The sequence below is a fragment of the Marinomonas sp. CT5 genome, assembly GCF_018336975.1.
GTDB lineage: Bacteria > Pseudomonadota > Gammaproteobacteria > Pseudomonadales > Marinomonadaceae > Marinomonas.
Window position 1 is genome coordinate 2,553,254 of sequence record NZ_CP025572.1, and the last position, 22,903, is coordinate 2,576,156.

Annotated in this window: 22 protein-coding genes; 12 read left to right on the forward strand and 10 right to left on the reverse strand. The window is 42.2% G+C overall.

The window, feature by feature from the left end; genetic code table 11:
- The first annotated feature begins 118 nt into the window (after positions 1–118).
- From C0J08_RS11990 to yjgA, 9 genes are all read left to right on the forward strand, one after another.
- Complete coding sequence (locus C0J08_RS11990) at positions 119–1,099, forward strand: calcium/sodium antiporter (protein ID WP_249344262.1); 981 nt, start codon at positions 119–121, stop codon at positions 1,097–1,099.
- Entirely contained in the window at positions 1,099–1,677 is a 579-nt protein-coding gene (gene lptC, locus C0J08_RS11995) for an LPS export ABC transporter periplasmic protein LptC (protein WP_212652206.1), read from the forward strand. The genes C0J08_RS11990 and lptC overlap by 1 nt, the downstream gene beginning before the upstream one ends.
- Positions 1,661–2,182, forward strand: a complete 522-nt coding sequence (gene lptA, locus C0J08_RS12000; protein WP_212652207.1) for a lipopolysaccharide transport periplasmic protein LptA — start codon at positions 1,661–1,663, stop codon at positions 2,180–2,182. The genes lptC and lptA overlap by 17 nt, the downstream gene beginning before the upstream one ends.
- Positions 2,183–2,908 (forward strand): LPS export ABC transporter ATP-binding protein, encoded by a 726-nt coding sequence (lptB, locus tag C0J08_RS12005; protein WP_212652208.1) that lies wholly within the window; start codon positions 2,183–2,185, stop codon positions 2,906–2,908.
- A gap of 75 nt (positions 2,909–2,983) precedes the next feature.
- Positions 2,984–4,462, forward strand: coding sequence for an RNA polymerase factor sigma-54 (locus C0J08_RS12010; RefSeq protein WP_212652209.1), 1,479 nt, complete (start codon positions 2,984–2,986; stop codon positions 4,460–4,462).
- A 17-nt stretch (positions 4,463–4,479) separates the two neighbouring features.
- Entirely contained in the window at positions 4,480–4,929 is a 450-nt protein-coding gene (ptsN, locus tag C0J08_RS12015) for a PTS IIA-like nitrogen regulatory protein PtsN (RefSeq protein ID WP_212652210.1), read from the forward strand.
- 9 nt (positions 4,930–4,938) lie between these two features.
- Entirely contained in the window at positions 4,939–5,208 is a 270-nt protein-coding gene (locus C0J08_RS12020) for an HPr family phosphocarrier protein (RefSeq protein ID WP_212652211.1), read from the forward strand.
- Positions 5,209–5,216: 8 nt separating this feature from the next.
- Complete coding sequence (mgtE, locus tag C0J08_RS12025) at positions 5,217–6,569, forward strand: magnesium transporter (protein WP_212652212.1); 1,353 nt, start codon at positions 5,217–5,219, stop codon at positions 6,567–6,569.
- Positions 6,570–6,575: 6 nt separating this feature from the next.
- Entirely contained in the window at positions 6,576–7,112 is a 537-nt protein-coding gene (yjgA, locus tag C0J08_RS12030) for a ribosome biogenesis factor YjgA (RefSeq protein WP_212652213.1), read from the forward strand.
- A 48-nt stretch (positions 7,113–7,160) separates the two neighbouring features.
- Here yjgA and C0J08_RS12035 read toward each other — a convergent pair whose 3' ends face one another.
- From C0J08_RS12035 to C0J08_RS12065, 7 genes are all read right to left on the reverse strand, one after another.
- Complete coding sequence (locus C0J08_RS12035; protein ID WP_212652214.1) at positions 7,161–7,991, reverse strand: carbon-nitrogen hydrolase family protein; 831 nt, start codon at positions 7,989–7,991, stop codon at positions 7,161–7,163.
- Positions 7,991–11,818 carry a YhdP family protein gene (locus tag C0J08_RS12040; RefSeq protein ID WP_212652215.1) on the reverse strand — a complete coding sequence of 1,276 codons (3,828 nt, stop codon included), beginning with the start codon at positions 11,816–11,818 and terminating at the stop codon, positions 7,991–7,993. The genes C0J08_RS12035 and C0J08_RS12040 overlap by 1 nt, the downstream gene beginning before the upstream one ends.
- A 17-nt stretch (positions 11,819–11,835) precedes the next feature.
- Complete coding sequence (rng, locus tag C0J08_RS12045; RefSeq protein ID WP_212652216.1) at positions 11,836–13,290, reverse strand: ribonuclease G; 1,455 nt, start codon at positions 13,288–13,290, stop codon at positions 11,836–11,838.
- Positions 13,283–13,891 carry a Maf family protein gene (locus C0J08_RS12050; RefSeq protein WP_212652217.1) on the reverse strand — a complete coding sequence of 203 codons (609 nt, stop codon included), beginning with the start codon at positions 13,889–13,891 and terminating at the stop codon, positions 13,283–13,285. The genes rng and C0J08_RS12050 overlap by 8 nt, the downstream gene beginning before the upstream one ends.
- Before the next feature lie 21 nt (positions 13,892–13,912).
- Complete coding sequence (gene mreD, locus C0J08_RS12055) at positions 13,913–14,386, reverse strand: rod shape-determining protein MreD (RefSeq protein WP_212652218.1); 474 nt, start codon at positions 14,384–14,386, stop codon at positions 13,913–13,915.
- On the reverse strand, positions 14,386–15,168 hold the full coding sequence (mreC, locus tag C0J08_RS12060; RefSeq protein WP_249344264.1) for a rod shape-determining protein MreC: 783 nt from the start codon (positions 15,166–15,168) through the stop codon (positions 14,386–14,388). The genes mreD and mreC overlap by 1 nt, the downstream gene beginning before the upstream one ends.
- Positions 15,169–15,235: 67 nt before the next feature.
- Positions 15,236–16,279, reverse strand: coding sequence for a rod shape-determining protein (locus C0J08_RS12065; RefSeq protein ID WP_012069640.1), 1,044 nt, complete (start codon positions 16,277–16,279; stop codon positions 15,236–15,238).
- A gap of 236 nt (positions 16,280–16,515) precedes the next feature.
- On the opposite strand from C0J08_RS12065, the gene gatC reads away from it, so the two are divergent.
- The 3 genes from gatC to gatB are packed head-to-tail and all read left to right on the forward strand — an operon-like array spanning position 16,516 to position 19,727.
- Complete coding sequence (gene gatC, locus C0J08_RS12070; RefSeq protein ID WP_212652219.1) at positions 16,516–16,803, forward strand: Asp-tRNA(Asn)/Glu-tRNA(Gln) amidotransferase subunit GatC; 288 nt, start codon at positions 16,516–16,518, stop codon at positions 16,801–16,803.
- A gap of 12 nt (positions 16,804–16,815) precedes the next feature.
- Positions 16,816–18,276: an Asp-tRNA(Asn)/Glu-tRNA(Gln) amidotransferase subunit GatA gene (gatA, locus tag C0J08_RS12075; protein ID WP_212652220.1), complete on the forward strand. Its 1,461-nt coding sequence runs from the start codon at positions 16,816–16,818 to the stop codon at positions 18,274–18,276.
- Positions 18,277–18,278: 2 nt separating this feature from the next.
- On the forward strand, positions 18,279–19,727 hold the full coding sequence (gene gatB, locus C0J08_RS12080) for an Asp-tRNA(Asn)/Glu-tRNA(Gln) amidotransferase subunit GatB (protein WP_212652221.1): 1,449 nt from the start codon (positions 18,279–18,281) through the stop codon (positions 19,725–19,727).
- An 82-nt stretch (positions 19,728–19,809) separates the two neighbouring features.
- On the opposite strand, the gene C0J08_RS12085 is transcribed toward gatB, so the two are convergent.
- The 3 genes from C0J08_RS12085 to umuD all read right to left on the reverse strand — a co-directional run bounded on the left by C0J08_RS12085 (position 19,810) and on the right by umuD (position 22,809).
- Entirely contained in the window at positions 19,810–20,943 is a 1,134-nt protein-coding gene (locus C0J08_RS12085) for a 5-methyltetrahydropteroyltriglutamate--homocysteine S-methyltransferase (RefSeq protein ID WP_212652222.1), read from the reverse strand.
- 118 nt (positions 20,944–21,061) lie between these two features.
- A complete protein-coding gene (gene umuC / locus C0J08_RS12090; protein ID WP_283247043.1) occupies positions 21,062–22,363 on the reverse strand; it encodes a translesion error-prone DNA polymerase V subunit UmuC in 1,302 nt (433 codons plus the stop codon).
- Complete coding sequence (umuD, locus tag C0J08_RS12095) at positions 22,360–22,809, reverse strand: translesion error-prone DNA polymerase V autoproteolytic subunit (protein ID WP_212652223.1); 450 nt, start codon at positions 22,807–22,809, stop codon at positions 22,360–22,362. The genes umuC and umuD overlap by 4 nt, the downstream gene beginning before the upstream one ends.
- Positions 22,810–22,903 lie beyond the last annotated feature (94 nt).

Here is a 22,903-nt window from a genome sequence, read left to right on the forward strand (position 1 = left end):
CAAGATACTACCACTGCCCCTAGATAATTAAAATCAGGGCATCGCAAATCCATTTTGTTTATAAGATCAAGTCTTGAATTTCATAGCCAAACCTCATTAAATGGTGACTCAAATATTTATGAGTAATTTCAACATCATGCTATTGTTTTCCGCTGCCCTAATTGTAGGGCTAGTTCTTCTGGTTCTAAGCTCTGATAAATTTATAGAACATTCAGCTCTTGTCGCCGAAAAAATGAACGTCAACCCAATGATCATCGGCATTACATTGGTAGCTTTTGGCACGTCTGCCCCTGAAATGGTAGTTTCCGCTATTGCTGCGCTTGATAATGCACCTGAAATTGCTGTTGGCAACGTACTTGGTTCGAACATCGCCAACATAGCTCTTGTTCTTGGCGTTACTTTACTGTTTTCTGCCATCCCAATTGCTTCTGGCCTGTCAACAAAAGAGGTCCCTCTTGTAATTGCCATTACACTATTAGCGGGTTTCTTGATGTATGATCAAACCCTTGGTGTATGGGATGGCATTATTTTAATAATTGCATTCATTATTATTTTGACTGTTTTACTAAAAGGCAGTAAAGACCTCGAAAACGACCTTAAAGCAGATTTACCTGAAGACGATGGCGCATCAATCCAAAAATCACTAATGATATCTCTAGTCGGTTTGGCTGTATTGATAGGAAGCTCAAAATTATTGGTCTGGGGGGCGATAGGTATTGCAACGGCCCTTGGCGTTAGCGAACTAGTAATAGGCTTAACCATTGTTGCCGTTGGCACAAGCCTACCTGAACTTGCAGCTTCCGTGAGTAGTGTGAGAAAGGGACACCATGACATTGCCATTGGCAATATATTAGGGTCGAATATTTTTAACCTAGCGACAGTATTGCCACTACCGGCATTACTTGCCCCTGGAGTCATTGATGCTAATGTAATACACAGAGACTTCCCTTGGGTTTTAGGCCTAACACTCGCCTTAGCCTTGGCCATTTTCATGTTCAGAAAATCAAAAACAAGCAGCATCCCTCGATGGGTTGGTCTTCCATTAATCGCTTCATATGGAATTTATTTGTTTATGATAAGCACAAACGGTTCGATATAATGCCGATATTAAGAGAATCGAGCAAAAGAAAAAAACTACTTTTACTGACCGCTGTATTATTGGTCATGGTAGCCACGTTCTGGGTTAGCACGTCGCCAACAATAAACCTTGTTCAAACGGACTCTCTCAACAGTTCTCCAGACTATTTCATTACTAATGTAAAAGTAAAAGAGTTCGATAAAAATGGACAACTAATCGAAACACTAGATGCCAGAAAAACGCTACACTACATTCAAAAATCAACAACAATACTGGAAAGCCCGAATGTTAAGCGCCAGTCGAAAGCAGGTTATTGGAGTGCAGAAGCAGATAAAGGGCTTATTGAAGATGGAAGTAATGATATCCTATTAACAGGACATGCCAAGGCAACGAAAAATTACCTTCAAACTGAAGACATTAAACTTAATGCTGCTAGCATCCACTATTTAGACAAAGATCAGTCATTAACTAGCTATGGAAACCCTATCCTTATTTCAACACAGGGCGAAACATCGGCTAACACGATTAAAACTTTTATAAACTCAGAAGAAGTCCTAATGACAGGGTCGGTACGAGGAAAATATGAAACAATTCATTAACTTAAGTGTATTAATTACCTCAGTTTTATTTGCCCAATACACTTATGCATTACCTGATGACATCAACAAACCACTTGAAGTACAAGCAGACGAAGCCATGTTTGACCAAAACTCCGGTGAGGCGATATACAAAGGCAATGTTTTTGTTAAACAAGGGTCAATTGAAATTCATGCCGACTATTTAAAAATCACAACAGACACTCAAACTAAAAAGTTCAGCAGTATCAAAGCAACAGGTAAACCAGCAAAATTCAGTCAACAAATTGACTGGAGTGGCAACTTTGTCATCAGTAAAGGAGATAGCATCAACTATTCTACGACCGAATCTAAGCTAGAAATTTTTGGCAACGGCAACCTTACTAGAATGCAGAATTCAATTTCTGCCGATTATATTCTTTATATGATTCAAGACGGCACCTTTACCGCAGAGAAAAAAGATTCTGGTCGAGTAAAAATGACACTCCAGCCACAAACGTCTAACTCAGCACCTGAGGCCAAGAAATAAATGGCAACACTCGAAGCAAAACACTTAGCCAAAAGCTACAAGAAGCGCCAAGTCGTAAAAGACGTATCCATTGCTGTAGAGTCAGGGCAAGCTGTTGGCCTACTGGGGCCCAATGGAGCAGGCAAAACCACTTGCTTTTATATGATCGTAGGCATGGTAACCAACGACGCTGGCGGTATATTTATTGATGGACTAGATGTAACTAATGATGCCATGCACACAAGAGCTCAAAAGGGAATTGGGTATTTACCTCAAGAAGCCTCTATTTTTAGGAAAATGTCCGTCGAAGATAATATTTTAGCGATTTTAGAGACTCGCAAAAAGCTGTCAAAAGCACAGAAACTAGAGAGATTAGAAGAGCTTTTAGAAGAGTTCCATATAACTCATATTCGAACTAACTTAGGTATGGCATTATCTGGTGGCGAAAGACGTCGGGTTGAAATTGCTCGCGCTGTAGCCATGAACCCAAAGTTCATCCTTCTAGATGAACCTTTTGCTGGTGTTGACCCTATTTCAGTGGGTGATATCAAGCTAATCATAAAGCATCTGCAAGAAAGTGGTATCGGTGTCCTTATCACCGATCACAATGTAAGAGAAACATTAGACATCTGCGACAAAGCCTACATTGTAGGTAATGGGTACATCATTGCATCAGGCGACGCCAACACCGTCATCAACAATGAGCAGGTAAAAAAGGTCTATTTAGGTGACGACTTCCGTTTGTAACCCCTTATCATTGCAGTAGAAAGGGAGTAGTATGCATAACTCATTCCAATTCATTCAAATAGAAAGAGTTGCTCTATGAAGCAGTCTTTACAATTAAAGCTCGGCCAACAGCTGACTATGACGCCGCAGTTGCAACAGGCTATCCGCTTGCTGCAACTTTCAACGTTGGATTTAAAACAAGAAATCCATGAATTTCTTGAATCAAACCCTCTTTTAGAGCTCGATGAAGATGAACAACTTCATGTCGACGTCACACCCAGCATTGAATCTAAAAGCGCCGCAGCGGATAACAATACTTCAGCCGACAACAGCGAAGAACCACGCATTGAATCTGAGTGGACTGAAAGTATCCCTGAAGAATTATCCATTGATAGTCATTGGGACGATACTTACCAAAGCTCTGCCGCTGTTAGTGACCATAATAGTTTTGAGGGTGAAAGCGACTTTGAAAGCCGTAATGCACCAGCAGAAAGCATACAAGACCACTTAATCTGGCAACTAAATCTGACACACATTTCGGATCGAGATATAGAAATCGCTTACGCCATTATCGAATGTGTTCAGCCCGATGGTTATTTAAGCATTTCGCCCGAAGATATTTGTGAGTCTCTTAGCACCGAACTTGAAGACTTAGACCTAGAAGAAGTGATCGCCGTCCAACATAGACTGCAGCGTTTTGATCCTGTTGGTGTTTGCTCAATTGACTTACGCGATTGCTTGCTTGTGCAACTCGAAGCATTCCAAAACCACCCTTTATATAAAAGCACTTACAACCTGATTGATCATTATTTACCTCTTTTAGGTAATCGTGATTTTGCTCAATTAACGCGCAAAACAAAACTAAAAGACGAAGCGTTAAAAGAAGTTATTAATTTAATACAGCAACTTAACCCGCGCCCAGGTTCAGTTATTGATGCCGATGATACAGACTATGTTATTCCTGATGTCTCTGTGAAAAAGCGTAATGATGTATGGCAAGTTGAACTCAATAATGATGCCCTTCCTCCGATAAAAATCAATGAAACCTATTCGGCTATGGCAAGTTCCACCACATCGTCAGAAGATGCAACATACATCAAGACCTCTCTTCAAGAGGCGAAATGGTTTATGAAGAGCCTACAGAGTCGTAACGAAACATTGCTCAAAGTAGCCAGTTGTATTGTAAGTCGTCAAATCGATTTTTTTGAATTAGGTGAAGAAGCTATGAAACCCATGGTACTTCATGATGTTGCGGAAGAAGTGGGCATGCATGAATCGACCATATCAAGGGTTACAACACAGAAATACATGCATACCCCAAAAGGTATTTTTGAACTGAAGTACTTTTTCTCCAGTCACGTCAACACGGCTTCAGGTGGAGAATGCTCTTCTACCGCTATACGAGCTATGATTAAAAAACTTGTTGCTGATGAGCCAGCTAAAAAGCCATTAAGTGATAATAAGCTAGCCGCCATCCTTGCAGATCAAGGCATACAGGTCGCTAGACGCACAGTTGCAAAATATCGAGAGGCGATGAACATCCCTCCTTCCAATGAACGAAAACGACTGATCTAAACGGAAAGCATTTTATCATGTCCTTGAAATCATTACTAAAAGCTGAACTCGTACTTGCAAAGCAAGACATTATTAGCAAAAAACGTGTTTTAGAAAATATCGCTGATGTTGCATCAAATCGCCTACACTGCAATAACGAAGACGTTTATGATGCCCTTCTGGGGAGGGAAAAGCTTGGCAGTACGGGAATAGGCAATGGCATAGCCATCCCCCATTGCCGCCTTGAAACAGCAAACCACACAGCCATTGTTGTTATGTCTTTACAAACCCCCATTGACTTTGATTCGATTGATAAAAGAGCAGTTGATCTCATATTCGCACTTATCGTTCCACCCAACGAATGTGACCAACATCTTTCAACGTTAGCGAAAATAGCAGAACTTGCTCAATCCGCTGAATCGTTGGACAAGTTACGTACAGCACAAACTAATGAAGAGTTATTAAGTATTTTTGAATCCCTTATATAGGAAAATAGCATGCAGGAAGAGTCCGTAATTATTATCAACAAACTTGGCCTTCATGCTCGTGCAGCTGGCAAACTCATTGAAACAACATCTCGTTTTTCTTGTGATATTACGATTGAAAAAGAAGGACGAAATGTTGATGGCAAAAGCATTATGGCAATGATGATGCTGGCCGCCGGTAAAGGCACTGAAATTCACATAAAAACTAATGGAGATGACGAAAAAGAAGCGATTGAAGCCATCATTGAGCTTATTAACAATCGTTTCGGCGAAGATGAGTAATACACCTCATGTCAGAGCAAAACACACTTAATCATCTCCAAACTGTCACCGAATCGTTAGAATCCGGTGCGACGATGCAAATCCGTTATTTACTTAACGGCGCTTTGCCTGCTCAAGATGTTGCTCGACTACTCGAATCCTCCCCACCAAAAGAACGTAAACTCCTATGGGAATTAATCGAGGACAAAAACGAAGGTGAAGTCCTACAATATCTAAGCGAAGATATTGGTATTCAATTCATGAAAGACATGGATACAGAGCGTCTTATCGCCGTATCCGAACATTTTGAGAGCGATGACTTAGCCGACTTACTTCAACACTTACCAGAAAAAGTCGTTAAAGAAGTCCTTGCCTCAATGACCGCACAAGATAGAACGCGGGTCGAGGCACTATTAAGCTATTCAGAAGATTCTGCTGGCGGCTTAATGAATACGGACACCATCACCATTCGTCCAAATATCTCTGTCGACATTGTGTTTCGCTATTTACGCCGCCACAGTTCTTTACCCGACATGACTGACAATCTTTTAGTTGTTAGTCGATCCGATCGGCTTCTTGGCACCCTCCCCCTAACCAAATTATTAGTTTCAGACCCTAATGCCACCGTCCGAGACATTATGGAAACGGAATACACGGTGATAGAAGCCGAAACTAAAGCCAATGATGTCGCTCAGCTTTTTGAAAAAATGGACCTAGTGTCTGCCCCTGTTATTGATAGCCTAACCAAAAAACTTCTCGGCCGTATTACCATCGATGACGTGGTAGACGTTATCCGCGATGAAGCGGAGCACTCCATGCTAAGCATGGCGGGTCTCGACGATGACGAAGATACCTTCGCTCCCATCATGAAAACCACCAAGCGGCGTGCAGTATGGCTTGGTATAAACCTAATCACCGCTTTCACAGCCTCTTATGTAATAGGTTTATTCCAAGACACATTAGACCAAGTTGTCGCTCTAGCGATCCTTATGCCCATTGTCGCCAGTATGGGCGGCATTGCAGGCTCACAGGTACTCACCCTAGTTATTCGTGGTATCGCGCTCAATCAAATCGGCTCCACCAACACCGGTTGGCTGCTCAATAGAGAACTGATTGTTGGCCTCCTCAATGGCCTTTTATGGGCGACGGTTATTGCCGTCCTCACCGCACTTTGGTTTGACAACATCAAGATTGCCTATATCATTGCGGGCGCCATCATAATAAATCTGCTATTTGCAGCAACCACTGGTACACTTCTGCCGATTTTACTGAAAAAACTTGGCATCGACCCAGCGCTTGCTGGCAGCGTAATTTTGACTACCGTGACCGATGTCGTTGGTTTTTTATCCTTCCTCGGTCTCGCCACTATCTTTCTAATATAGGTTCCCATGACAGACTTTGATCAATTTGAAAACGAAGAAGACATCCCTAAGAGCAAAACCCAGATCAAGCGTGAAATGGAAGCCTTGCAAGATCTTGGAAAAAAACTGCTAGGTCTAAGCAAAAACCAGCTTAAAAAAGTAGAAATGTCAGACACTTTGCGCGAAGCATTTGCCGAAGCAGATCGCATTAAAAAGCACGAAGCTATGAGAAGACACCTACAATACATTGGCAAGATCATGCGTACTGAAGACCATGAAGCCATTGCACAGCGTGTCGCTCTATTTGACACCACATCTGCAGCATACAATAAGCTTTTTCATCAATTAGAAATTAAGCGAGATGCGCTAATTGGTGAGAACAGCAAAGAAGAATTGTCTCGATATTTAGACGAAAATCCTGAAATCGAAGATATTCAGCTGTTAAGACAATTAATACGTCAGTCCCAAAAAGAAGTTTCCCAGGGAGGAAATACAACAAACCGTAAAAAGCTGTTTCGCTTTTTACGTGAAGCAGAAGAAAAACGCCTTGGCCTAACAGAATAATTTTAAGCCTGTGCTCCACTGACTTGCTCTTAGAGCACAGGCTTCTTATTACATTCGCCTATGAGTTAAACAAGGCATTTTCTGCCGGCAGTCCGCAAGCATCTGCTTGGTAATTGTAAATACAAAATAGCCCGGTTCTTCTAGCAAGCCTACTAGCTCACGACCAAAAGGTGAGTACAAGACACTGTGGCCAAAAGTTTGCCTAGTTTCGTTATGCCAACCACATTGATCCACACCTAGCACATAACATTGATTTTCAATCGCCCGCGCTGATAGCAAAGTATTCCAGTGAGCTTTCCCCGTCACATAAGTAAACGCCGAAGGGACCAACAATATATCCGCCCCTAATTTTCCAAGCTCTCGATACAACTCAGGGAACCGCAAATCGTAACAAATACTGAGACCAACTTTAAAACCCTCGATATCAATCACCTTTAATGCTAGTTCACCCGCCTCTATAAAATCTGACTCTTTATAAGATGCTGCTTTATCATCAACCATTACATCAAATAGATGAATTTTATCGTAACGCTCAAGGAAAACACCATCAGGACCAATAACCCAACAAGTTTGCCTAACTCTCCCATTAGCTACTACTGATCCATCCGGTCTTAACAATTCAGGATGAGATCCTACCACAAGGTAAATTTCATACTCTTTGGCAAGCTCAGATATCTCCGTTAGTAGAATATCTTGTTCATCTGATTGCGCCAGCGCCCTCATACCTTTGCCATAAAACAAAAAAACATTTTCTGGTAAGACGATTAACTTAGCACCTTCCTTGACTGCAGAGTCCACTAATTGCTTTACCTGCAATAAATTATCACGCCAATCCTTGGTACTGGTTAATTGGATAGCAGCAACAGGTAATGTATTCATCAATCTTTTTTCTCTAGTGGTCGGTATTGAACAGGTGTCATAACAGGATCACTAAAAGGTCCCTTCACGGTATATTGGACACTTGTGACTTTTGACAACTGATCACCAATTAATTTATCTGTAATATACAAAAGACCAGCCAATTGAGGAGTTCCCCAAAGTAGACCTGCTAATGGGAGTGTCCCAGATAAAGGAAAAGTTGCCGTTAATTTTTCATCTAACGTTTCATTAACAATATCAGCCTTACCTGCCACCACAAGTTCAGCCGATGGCGCACTGATAGTGATAGGCAAAGCAGTGTTTATGATTCCTTTATCAAGCTTAAGTTTTCCTTTAAATTCATCGTATGTCAGACCCGGCTCATAAACATCTGAGAAGTCCAACAGCAATCGCCTATTCAATGCTCCAATATTAAATATACCTAACACCTTCAAGAAAGCTGGCAATTCATCTACCTTATTGAAATTGCCATTTTTAGCCGAGAAATCAATATGCCCAGATACAGACTGCCTATCAAAATAAAAAGGATGACCCTTCCAGCCCAAACCAACATCAATATTGTAGCTTTTTGAAGACACAATCGATTCATTAGAAAACTTATGCGTCAGCTCAGCCAGATTTTCACCTTTGGCAGTAAGAGACAAATCAACTTTAGAGTTTTCCCCTTTATCTAACCAAGATAAACGCCCCAGAAAGCTTCCTGTTTTTAATTTCATTGATATTGGATCAACTTGAACAAGATCACCATCACGGGAAACATTCAGTTTCCAGTCACCATACGGATTACCATTAAAATACAGTTGGTCTATGGACAATGACATATTAGGAATTTGCCTAACTGAGATCGGTGATTTTTTAGAACTGGCTTTCGTTGCACCAGAATCATTGTCTTTCGCCGTATTCCAACTTAAAAAACCAAAGTGCAAATCTGGCTTATCATCTACATTTTGCAATGAAAAATTCATTTCATCCGAGCTGACATAGAGCAACTTATCAGCCGATGAATTATATGAAACCTTAAAATTGTGCCAAGTATTCTCAGTATTAACATTTACTTCATCTACGATTAAATCTACTCGACTTAACCATTTGGGTAATTTTGGTACTTCAAAACTGTCATCGGAACTCTTTGGCGAACCATTCACATCTGTCATTGTCGATTGCCAATCGGGAATATTTATTCGCTCAAAACTTCCAGTCAACACCAACCCTTTCGGAATTTGAGTTGCAAAAGACGAATTCGCCTTACCATTTAACCGTAACTCTCCACCAACAAACGCACTGTCTTGCAATAAAAGCCTAGCTTGGGAAAAAGAAGCATAATCCACATCAACGACAATATCTTTTTCATGCTGCATTAACTTAACCCGTAGCGCTTTCGCCTCATCTATTGTTTTACCGGCAGGACTAGGCAAATCAATACCAACGCCACTTAAATCACTTTCCACAACCAAATCAACCTGACCTTCCTGAGACTTATTAACGGATAAATTTCCTGTATAAGCCGCTTTACCGGATAAAACACTCAGCATACCCTCAGGAAGCTCTCTCCATTTGGCGACGTCCTTAATACCTACTTCACCAGACAAATCCCCCATCACAGCAAATTCACCGCTTGGCGTTGTCATAGAGGATAAAGTCAAGTTAGAGGCCCCACCCAATGCCTGGATACTAAACTCTGAATCCGCAATACCTTGATCCGAACTGTAGTTAAGATTTCCATCCTCAATATCAAGAGCAAGGTTAATATCACCTATAACAAGGTTATTCTCTTCAAACCTTATTCCTAATTGCACTTTTGGCTCAGTGTCTTTTACAAAAGGAATCGACACAGCAAAATCGGAGTCAATATCGCCACTCAACTGCCAATTTGCAAAAGGCTTAAGCACTAAATCATTCAAAGGCGTCGATCTTAATGTAGACAAGACAATGGACGCCTCTTCATTGACACTTCCTTTTAGATTAAGCCAGTCTGCATTGCCACGCTTAATTGGCACAGTGATTAAAAGATCATGAACAGGCATCCCTTTTAAATTTGCTGATGCAACTTTTACTGAAACACCTTCTTCATCAAACGCAAAAAAACCATCTACTTCAGAGACTGCGGGCCAATTCTTGTCAAAATCCACATCAGCATTATCCACCGCCATTTGCACCCGAACATGTGGATCCGAGCCTTTATTTAACTCAGTCTGCAACAATACATCGACTGTTTTAATATCTCCTTTTCCGGTAAATGCATCCTTAATCCAAGATCGAATATCTCGACTTAGTACTTCAGTAGGTATAAAAGTTAAACGATCTACTACTGTCAGGTTTTGCCCATGCAAGTCCAATGCAATCCAATCCGGTCTAGATTGACGAACCTCAAACCGAAAACCACCCGTAATATCTGAGCCATTTCGTTTAACAATAAGATCTTGACCACTTATTAAGAAAACATCTTGTTGCTTTTGCCAACTTACACGACCAGCAAGGGAATCTGTTTTCCAAGGAGCCGAGTACAAATCCTCAAACCCTAACTTACTTTCCTTGCCTCGAAAATTAATGTATCCGCCCTTATCAGACAAACTAAAAACAGCATCGATATTACTGGCCTCAGGAATGCCATTGTATCCATCAACAGAAGCCGACTGAAAATTACTGAGAAATTCAAAGGACACATCATCACCTTCCAGCGACCATGCTAAAGAAGCGTTTTTTGCCATGCCAGTCGGGTTTAAGCCACCTAGAATTTGCGCCGCATTGCTTTCTGCTGGCAGGAAATGCGCAGATATTTTATTAATTATCGCCAAATCGGCTTGATTAAAACTAACCGTTGAACGTTTTGTAACAGACGACCAGTCATAGATAAAATCCGTACTTGGATAAATATTATTAACCTCATCCCTGATGCGGAAATTATGAACCGTCATTCGTAAATTTGGTTTATTCTGTGAATAACGAATTTTTATAGAAGGCGATGATTGATAACGCTGACCGTCATCAAAAGAAACATCAAGCACTGTAGACTCGGCTCGAACCTCCACTTCCTTGCCAATCAAAGCATTGACCCAAAGATTCCCACCAAATTGTAAAGAGGATAATGAAAACTGCTTATCCTCTAAAAAACTATGCAAAGGCATAGGTATAACAGGTACTTTAATGGAAGCCTTGACGCGATAATCGCCAAGCAATGGATGCATCTGCTCTATGCGGGCATTTAGCTCAACAGGAGAATCAACATCATCTAAATAAATATTGGAACTTAACAAAGATTCGGACGATTTTTTGAAAAGATAAGTATGAGGTGCAATCAGTTCATGCCGACCAAATCGCTCACTATTAATACGAACCTTAGCATCAAAGATAGAAAAGTTTTGCTGAGCAGACAAGTAATCAAAAACACGCTCAACTCCAACTTCATTCTTTACTTCACTAGATGGCTTCGCTCCGGCCAGTCGCCATTTATTTGCCTCTTCTCTTAAATTGACAGAAGGGCTTACGAAACGAATATAAGTAAAATGTGGACTCAGGCTGACGATAGATTTAATCGTATCTAATCGTATTTGCATTTCATCGATACTGATAGCAGATTGACCACCAGCAAGCAACTTGAAACCACTTACAGAAAAAGTCGGATCAACTCCTTCTAAATAACCATCAATACGGTCTAGAGTAATCGGATAGCCGGTTATTTGTTGTAAATTAGATTCAATCTGTGGGCGATAATGATCCAAATAAGGTAACAACTTACCAATACTGACTGAGAAAATAGCAAGCAAAACCGATAAAGCTACCGCCCCCCAAAAGCTAAGCAAAACCAGTTTACGCAATAGCCACAACATATTAGTGCCTTTTATCACTAACGCAACACAACATCGTATTGATCTTGCGTGTAAATGGAATCAACTTGAAAGCGAATAGTTTTACCAATGAAAGCCTCCAGCTCTGCAACCGCAGCACTCTCCTCATCATGAAACCTCTCAACCACAGTACTTGCTGCCAATACGGTATAAGTTTGAGAGTCATATGCACGATCAGCTCTTAATATTTCTCGAAATACTTCATAACAAACGGTTTCTGGAGTCTTCACTAAACCGCTGCCACGGCATGAACGACATGGCTCACATAATGTTTGCCCCAAGCTCTCTCTCGTTCTTTTCCTCGTCATTTCAACCAAACCAAGCTCGGAAACCCCTGTAATCTTGGTTTTAGCATGATCCGTATCAAGTATTTTCTCAAGCATTCTTAAAACTTGTCGCTTATGCTCCTCATCTTCCATATCGATAAAATCAATAATAATAATACCACCGAGGTTTCTCAGTCTTAACTGCCGCCCTATGGCTGTCGCAGCTTCGAGATTGGTTTTATATATGGTTTCTTCAAGATTACGACTACCGACAAAGGCTCCGGTATTAACATCAATGGTGGTCATAGACTCCGTTTGCTCAACCAATAAATAACCACCTGATTTTAACTGCACTTTTCGATCTAATGCTTTATGTATTTCGTCTTCTACACTGTACAGATCAAAAATAGGTCGTTCACCAGGGTAGTACTCAATACGATCCCTCAACTCAGGTATAAAGTCTTCTGCGAAAGAGCGCAACTTTGCATAGTTTTCCTTGGAGTCAATGCGAATTTTTTCTGTTGTCAAACTCACAAGATCTCGCATAGTGCGCAGATGCAATGGCAAATCTTCATATATTACTGAAGGCGCTTTAGCATTTTGCATTCGACGTTTAACCGATTGCCACAGGCGCGTCAGAAACTTAATATCAGCCAGAATCTCTTCCTCGCCCGCCCGCTCGGCAGCCGTCCTCAAAATATAACCGCTGTTTTCATCGGCATCAGTTAGCGCCTCGGAAACCAAAGATTTTAAACGATCACGCTCAACTTCATCCTCAATTCTCTGACTCACTCCCACATGCGCTTGATCCGGCATATAAACCAAATAACGAGAAGGAATGGAAAGGTGTGTTGTTAAACGAGCCCCTTTGGAACTAATTGGGTCTTTAGTAACCTGAACGACAAGAGACTGCCCTTCACGCAAATAATCACCTATTTGATCACTAGGGTTAACCGCATCACGGTCAACCACTTCTGAGACATGAATGAAAGCCGCTCGCTCTAAACCGATATCAACAAATGCAGCTTGCATTCCAGGTAATACGCGTACTACTTTTCCCTGATAAATATTACCAACAATTCCTTTACGGCTAGAGCGCTCAATATACACTTCTTGCAAAACGCCATTTTCAACTAGAGCAACTCGAATCTCCATGGGAGTAACATTAATGAGTACATCTTCACTCATGGGACATTTCCTCTAACGAATGAATTCCAAACTGCGCCAACAATTGCGCAGTTTCATATAGCGGCAAGCCAACAACAGCAGAGTATGACCCTGACATATTTTTAACAAAAACAGAACCTAAACCTTGTATTGCGTATGATCCAGCCTTATCTTGCGGCTCATTTGTTTTCCAATACTGCTCAATTTCAACATCCGTTATCTCGCGAAATAACACATCACTCACAACACAATCCGTGGCAACATGATCACCTTTAAGATCACAAATACAAAGCGAGGTTAGGACTTGGTGGGAACGGCCAGAAAGCAGCCTTAGCATAATCTTAGAATCTTCAAGAGATGAAGGTTTTCCTAAAATACGACCGTCGACGACAACACTCGTATCTGAGGCAATAAAAAAAGCGACATCATCAACGCTCGCTTTGTATGTGTACTTTAATGATGCGGCTTTAGCTTTTTCTACCGCCATTCGTATAACGTACTCTTTCGCCCCCTCAAAAGAAAAAGGGGTTTCATCTATGTCAGCAGGCAAAACCTCAAACTCTTTCACCAAAAGGCTAAGCAGCTCTTTTCTTCTCGGTGAAGCTGACGCCAAAACAAGCATAATATTTCCCTAATAATCGATCTAACGGATCGCATAAATACGGCGTACACTACGTAAAATAATAAATGCCCAAGGCCACAAAAGCCCAGTGATGACAGCCGGCATAAAAATCATCAAAGAAGGCTCTGCGTGCCCAAGATAATGATCTATCCAGAAATCAACAAGCTGATTAACGCTCACCAACACACAAACAAAAAAGCCTTGTTGCCAGCGGTGATACATTCTAATTCGCTTATAAAAAACGGCGCAAATATAGGCAATAATGACGTAAGTTAGCGAATGTTGACCGATTATACCGCCCTGTAGTAAATCAACCATAAAGCCTAAAAACCAAGCTAAGCCAACCCCCACCCTAAATGGTAGTGCAATAACCCAATATAGAATAACCAATAGAGCCCATTCTGGACGAAACCAGACTAAGTCTTCTGGAAAAGGCACAGCTTCAAGCATTAAGGCCGTTAAAAGAGTAATACAAAATACGAAAATTGCTTTCATTATCGCCCCGTCTTTGGCTTATCAATTAGCATCACATGACGGCTACGTCCCAGCTGTGCCAAAGGCACCACATCAACATCGGCGTAAGACTTTCCTTGGGTATACTTCACACTTCTGACGACACCAACGGGATAACCGCTAGGGAAACGTTTATCCAAACCTGACGTTGTTAACACGTCACCTTTTTTGATATCAACGGATCGAGGGACACTCATCAACTCCATGCTTTTAAGGCTTCCTGTTCCCCTCAACACCCCCCGAAAACCCGTTCGGGCTAACTGAACAGGAACAAAGTGACTTGCATCTGCAATCAGCAAAACACGGCTACTATAAGCCGATGTTTCTACCACCTGACCAAGTACACCTGTTGCATCTAAGACAGGTTGCCCAACATAAGCACCAGAAGAAAAGCCTTTATCAATCATCAGCCTATGGCTATAAGCATTTTGGTCAAAACCAATCACTTCAGCCATCACAATTTTCTCATCCACCCGTTGAGAGGCGTCCAACAACTCACGCAGACGGACGTTTTCAGCTTGTAATGAGTCAAGACGTTGTTGACGACTACGTAACAGCAATATTTCAGCTTGTAAGGACTGATTCTCTTTTACCAAGCCTTCTCGGCTTGCCAAATGCTCACCCGCCCAATTGAACACTTTCTGGGGAGTACTCACAACGACTTGAATAGGCGTAACAAGTAAAGTCAAATACGGCCTTACTTGCGAAAAAAGCCCATAGCGAACATCGGCAACGATCATAGCTATCGACAAAACAACCAACACAATAAATCTAGTGCTGGATACCTTGCCACTAAAATGAAGCGAGTTATTAATGGTGCGCTCCTAACCTTTACTCATTATCAGCAGTAAATAGTTCAGATGCATGCTTATCCATTAGTTCTAGTGCCATACCGCCACCACGAGCCACACAGGTTAACGGATCATCTGCGATAATAACTGGCAAACCAGTTTCTTCACTAATTAGACGGTCAATTTCACGCAACAAAGCGCCACCACCCGTTAATACCAAACCTGTTTCGCCGATATCTGCCGCTAATTCTGGTGGAGACTGTTCAAGCACACCTTTGATAGCCTGAACTATTTGCGCTAATGGCTCTTGTAGCGCTTCCAATATTTCCGTGCTACTTAGAACAAAGGAACGGGGAATACCCTCAGCAAGGTTGCGACCGCGAACATCAATCTGCAATTCTTCACCTGTATGGTAAGCCATACCGATTTCCGTTTTGATTCGCTCTGCTGTTGCATCACCAATCAAGCTGCCATACTGACGACGAACATAAGTCGTAATCGCTTCATCAAAACGATCCCCACCCACACGAATGGATTCTGATGTCACAATACCGTTCAAGGAAATGATTGCAATCTCAGTGGTACCGCCACCGATATCAATCACCATAGAACCAGACGCCTCAGCAACAGGTAAACCCGCACCAATTGCAGCGGCCATAGGCTCTTCAATAATATAAACTTCGCGTGCTCCGGCTCCCAAAGCAGATTCCTTGATCGCTCGACGCTCAACTTGAGTGGATTTACAAGGAACACAGACTAAAACTCTTGGACTTGGCTTTAAAAAGCTATTTTCGTGAACCTTGGAAATAAAGTACTGCAGCATTTTTTCAGTAACATGAAAATCAGCGATAACGCCATCTTTCATCGGGCGAATAGCCGTAATATTACCGGGAGTCCGGCCTAACATACGCTTCGCATCAGTACCAACTGACGCTACTGTTTTCTGATTTCCATTATGACGAATGGCAACAACAGATGGCTCATCAAGCACAATCCCTCGGCCACGAACGTAAATAAGGGTATTTGCCGTTCCTAAGTCAATGGACAAATCACTTGAAAACATTCCCCTGATTTTCTTAAACATGAATTCTTACACCCTGATAATACGATACGAACAGCGTCAAAATGTAACAATCACGGGGCAATTGGGCAAGTTGATTCAGCGTAAATATTAAAAAACTTCAAATGCACATCATTGTTTACTAAAAAAATTTTAATAAACACAAAATAAGCCCTATTTTTCAACATGTTCACTTTATGGCTTACCAACGAAGATATACAATAAGAAACATTTACGATAATCAAAATATCAGGTGGAACATGTCCATAGACAAACAAGACGTGCAAAAAATTGCTCACTTGGCTCGCCTCGCCCTTACCGAGGAAGACGCTGACCAATATCAACATTCACTTTCCAGTGTTTTATCTCTTGTCGAACAAATGCAGTCGGTCAATACCGATGGCGTTGAACCACTTTCAAACCCGCTCGAAATGACCCAGAGATTAAGAGAAGATGTCGTTACAGAAAGCAATCAACGCGATGCTTTCTTAGCCAACGCACCACAAACCGAAGCCGGCCTTTTCTTAGTACCCCAAGTGATTGAATAACGAGAGCCAACTATGTTTGAACAAAGCATTGCTACACTGGCGCAAAAGCTGCGCAATAAAGAAATATCTAGCGTCGAGTTGACTCGTCTATTTTTAGATCGCATCAAAACAATCGACCCTCAATTAAATAGCTACATCACCATCAGTGATACACTAGCCTTAGAGCAAGCTCAGGCCGCCGATGCCCTACTTAGCAGCGGTAAAGGAACAAGCCTAACGGGCATCCCTGTTGCTCACAAAGACCTCTTTTGTACCCAAGGAACATTGACGACCTGCGGTTCAAAAATGCTTCACAACTTTATCCCCCCTTACGAGTCAACCGTTACTGATCGAATCCAACAAGCTGGAGCGGTTATGTTGGGTAAGACCAACATGGATGAATTTGCTATGGGCTCTTCAAACGAAAACAGCTTCTATGGCGCGGTAAAAAACCCATGGAATCTTGATAAAGTGCCGGGTGGCTCTTCTGGTGGATCTGCTGCAGCCGTCGCAGCAGGATTAGCTGTTGCCGCGACGGGGACAGATACTGGTGGATCGATTCGTCAGCCCGCCTCATTCTGTGGCATCACGGGCATCAAACCGACCTATGGACGCGTATCGCGCTTCGGCATGATTGCCTATGCATCGAGCTTAGATCAAGCTGGTCCAATGGCAAAAAGCGCAGAAGATTGCGCGCATCTTCTTCAGGCGATGGCGGGCTTTGATGAAAAAGACTCCACCTCAGCCGAAACAGCTACTGAAGATTATGTTAGTGGTTTAGAAGCCCCCCTTACCGGCTTAAAAATTGGCCTACCAAAAGAATACTTTGGCGACGGTTTGGATTCACAAGTAGCCGACACCATAATGGCTGCAGTAAAAGAATTTGAAAAGCTCGGTGCGACAGTAAAAGAAATTTCATTACCAAATCTACAACTAAGCATCCCTTCTTATTACGTGATCGCTCCTTCGGAAGCGTCTTCTAACTTATCCCGATTTGACGGCGTTCGTTTCGGCCATCGCTGTGAAGACCCTAAAGACTTGCTTGATATGTATATGCGGACTCGCGCCGAAGGTTTTGGCACAGAAGTACAAAAACGCATTATGGTTGGCACTTACGCTCTATCCGAGGGCTACTACGACGCTTACTATTTAAAAGCACAAAAAATTCGTCGCCTCATAAAAGAAGACTTCGTTAAAGCGCTTGACGAAGTCGATGTCATCATGGGGCCTGTTGCCCCAACAACTGCATTTGGCATTGGCAGTAAAACTCATGACCCCGTTGCCATGTACCTTGAAGACATCTATACATTGTCTGTCAACCTTGCAGGTATTCCTGCTATGTCTGTACCAGCAGGCTTTGTTGATGGTATGCCTGTTGGCCTGCAAATCATGGGCAATTATTTTGCCGAAGCTAAGCTACTTAACGTCGCCCATCAGTATCAGCAACACACCGATTGGCACCTACAAACACCAACGATGGCAAAAGGAGCATAAGCATGAACTGGGAAGTTGTTATTGGCCTTGAGATTCATACTCAGCTCTCTACTCAATCGAAATTATTTTCAGGTGCCGCAGTTGGCTTTGGCGCAGAACCAAACACCCAAACAACATTAGTTGATCTTGGTATGCCCGGCGCACTACCGGTTTTCAACAAAGAAGCCTTGCGCATGGCGGTGATGTTTGGCCATGCAGTAAATGCAGAAATTGGCATGACATCGGTTTTTGCTCGCAAAAACTATTTTTATCCAGACCTACCAAAAGGCTACCAAACTAGCCAAATGGATCACCCTATTGTCGGCAAAGGTTACTTAGATGTAACTCTAGAGGATGGCACCACATCTCGTGTTGGTATAACTCGCGCCCATCTAGAAGAAGATGCAGGTAAATCCCTGCACGAAGATTTCCAAGGCATGACAGGTATTGACCTTAACCGCTCAAGCACCCCACTACTTGAAATCGTCTCCGAGCCAGATATCCGCTCCGCAAAAGAAGCAGTGGCTTATGTAAAAATGATTCACTCTATTGTCACCTATCTTGGCATTTGTGATGGCAACATGGCAGAAGGCTCTATGCGTTGCGATATTAACTTATCACTACGCCCTAAAGGCCAGAAAGAATACGGCACTCGTACAGAGATTAAAAACGTTAACTCGTTCCGTTTCATCGAAAAAGCCATTTATACAGAAATTGAACGTCAAGCCGATATTTTGGAAGATGGCGGCCGTATTATTCAGGAAACTCGCTTGTACGACCCTGAAAAAAACGAAACTCGTAGCATGCGCTCAAAAGAAGATGCCAACGATTATCGCTACTTTCCATGCCCAGACTTATTGCCTGTCGTATTGACGCAAGAATATGTAGATGAAATCAAAGCCAATCTTCCAGAGTTACCTAACCAAAAAGCCGCTCGCTTTCAAAGTGAACATGGCCTAAGCGAATACGATGCCAACGTATTGTCATCGTCGCGAGCCATGGCTGATTTCTTTGAACAAGCAAACGACATTGCCAAAGACCCCAAACTTACCGCTAACTGGGTAATGGGAGAACTAAGCAAGCTTCTCAATCAAGAACAATTGGACATCACCCAATCGCCAGTCAATGCGACAGCTTTTGGTGAACTATTAGTTCGCATCAAAGACAACACCATCAATGGCAAAACAGCAAAAGACGTACTGCAAGCCATGTGGAACGGTGAAGGCTCTGCAGATACAATAATTGAAGATAAAGGCTTAAAACAAGTGACCGACACCGGTGCAATCGAAGCCATGATTCAAACCATTCTAGATGCCAATGCCGCTCAAGTTGAGCAATACCGTGCAGCAGATGCAGACAAACAGAAAAAAATGATTGGCTTCTTTGTCGGCCAAGTAATGAAAGCGTCACAAGGCAAAGCCAACCCGGGTCTAGTGAACCCAATCTTGGCAGAAATGCTCAAAGGCGAATAGATTCTCACCCAGGTTTGAATCTACAAAAAATAAGGCCCTCTCATTGGGCCTTATTTTTGCGCTTAATCTGAGCCAACCTTATCTAAAAGTCATTCCACACTTCTTTTGCAATTCCATTTAGCAAACCAATCTTATTCCACTGATCGTCAATCGTTAGCTTATTCCCCTCCGCCGTAGAAGCAAAACCACATTGTGGGCTAACACATAAGCTTTCTAAAGGCACATAGCTTGTGGCCTCTTTAATTCGCTCTTTAATGGCTTCTGGCTCTTCCAACTCAGGAAACTTAGACGTCACCAAACCCAACACCACACGGCTACCATTATTCTGCCAATAGCGTAAGGGAGCAAAATCCCCTGCTCGATCATTATCGTATTCAAGGAAAAAACCATCATAGTGAGTGGCAAACAAAGCCTCGGCCACTAATTCATAACCACCAGAGAACAACCAAGATGATGCGTGATTACCACGGCAAATATGCGTTGTAATAATCAAATCTTTTGGCTTCCCTTCCAAAGACTGATTAATAATATCCGTACAGATTCTACTAACTTCATCGGGGTCAATCCCTCTGGTTATCAATGATTCTCGCTTAGAAGCATCAACAAGGAATGCCCAATTCGTATCATCAAACTGCAAGTAGCGACAACCATGAGCATAATAAGCCTGAATTGCATCACGATAGGTTTGCGCTAAATCCTTATAAAACTCGTTCACGTCTTCGTAAATATCACCCAATCTTGACGAGCCGTCATTAGCAAGAATTTCTTGACGAAGAATCATAGTTGGACTTGGAATTGTCGCCTTAGCAACACAGCCATCACCAGTCTCAGCGGCTTTTTTTAGAAAATCAAAATGCGTTAAAAAAGGATGCAGTGGATTAAAAGACACCTTTCCCGATACACGAATATTATAAGATGGTGCCGCTTTACCCTTAAATCGCTGGTTATAACCCGATTCTGGCACATAACCCTCGATACCATTTAGATTCTCTAAAAAATCGATATGCCACAAGCTGCGACGAAATTCGCCATCTGTAATCACTTTCAAGCCAGCGTCTTTTTGTTGCGCAACCAATTCGGTAATAGCACGATCCTCAACCGCGGTTAACTCCGCTCTTGATAGTCTATTTTCTTTAAAGTCACGACGAGCTTGATGAAGACACTCAGGGCGAAGATAACTGCCCACAACATCAGAACGGAAAGGAATAAATTCCATGGCAAACACCTCTTAATAACTTACTTTGACGTTGAAATAAGTCGTCATCCTAACCAAGCCATAAAAGGAATGAAACTCAAGACCTTCATGATAAACATGTGGAAAATTCATTATATACTTACCAAACCTTCGGCAAATCACTCCACCTCGTTGTATAAGCAGGCGATAAATGTTCTCGCTTCATCGACCATTGCGGCGAAACACCTTGAGAAGCAAAGAACACATTCCCTAAGCCACTACTATTTATCTGATCCACCACATTCATCAAATTGCTGGCGCTTGCTTTTCGTTTTTCCAACTCAAAAATATTCGTAGGAGATAAATCAGCCTGAAACAAATCTTCCTGATATTCGCCTTGCTCATAAAAATCCGCCAATATAACGCCCGCTTTCATATAGCGAAAACCAGAGCGCCAAAGCCGACCAAAAATCACCTGCGCCACATCAAGTAAATCTCGAGTATCATCCGTTGGGCATGGTAACTCTACTGACAAAGAATTCGAATAACGCCCTTCTTTTGGAACATGTGAACTAGTGCGTATAAACACACTTATGACGCGACAAAGGCGCTTTTCAGCACGCAATTTTTCAGCGGCACGAGCGGTGTATTTCGCAACAGCTTCCCGTAGCTCTTGCTGAGTAGTGATACGATGACCAAAGGAACGACTGCAAATAATCTGCTGCTTCACAGGCCGGACACTTTCAATATCCAAACAAGCAACACCATTCAATTCTCTAACTGTTCTCTCCAGTACGACAGAGAACTCTCTGCGTATGGACTTTGCGTCCGTATCAGCCAAATCCAGCGCCGTATAAATCCCTCTTGCTTTTAATTTTTCACAAATCCGACGCCCAACACCCCAAACATCACCAACATCAACTAACTCTAATAACTTACGCTGTCGGGCAGGATCAGTTAAATCGACAACACCACCTGTTTTTGAATACTTTTTCGCCGCACGATTCGCCAGCTTAGCCAGCGTCTTAGTTGGAGCAATACCCACACAAACAGGAATCCCAGTACACTGATCAATTTTACGCTTCAGCCGCTGGCCAAAAGACAACAAATCAACAACACATTCCACACCCGTTAAGTCTAAAAACGCTTCATCAATAGAATATACCTCCACCTGAGGCGCCTCTTCTTCTAACAAAGTCATCACTCGATTAGACATATCTGCGTATAGAGCATAATTCGATGAAAAACACACGATACCATGTCGTGCAATTTCATCTCGCAAGGTAAAAAATGGGCCTCCCATTTTAACCCCTAGCGCTTTTACCTCTTTGGATCGAGCAATGATACAACCATCATTATTCGACAAAACGACAATCGGTTTATGCTTTAAATCTGGCCGAAACACCCTTTCACAGCTGGCATAAAAGTTATTGCAATCCACTAAAGCAAACACCGTTTTCATCCAGCACGATCCAAACGACGAACCACACTAGTTACAACACCAAAAACCTCAAACTCCGACTCCTCAGTAATTGGAATAGCGGCATACGCCTTATTCTTTGGACGCAATAAAACCTCAGGCTTCAACTCCAACATTTTCACCGTCATTTCCCCATGAATACTGGCAATAATAATGTCACCATGTCTTGCCGTTAAAGACCGATCAACCACCAACACATCACCCGAATAAATCCCTACATCGACCATCGATTCTCCTTGCGCTCGCACAAAAAAAGTCGACATAGGATGCGGGATACAAAGCTCATTAAGATCCAACGTTCGCTCAACAAAATCCTGTGCTGGCGAAGGAAACCCAGCCGACACAGACTCAACATAAAGCGGAATTTGAACACTATTAGAAGGAATAAAAGCAGCAGAATTAGAAGCCCCAAGATAAGTCACTCGCATAGCAAAACACCAAAATACTGTATGAATATACAGTATAGTTTCAAACCCAATAAATAACCAAGCAAAAATTCACTCTAAAATGCGCATTGTATTT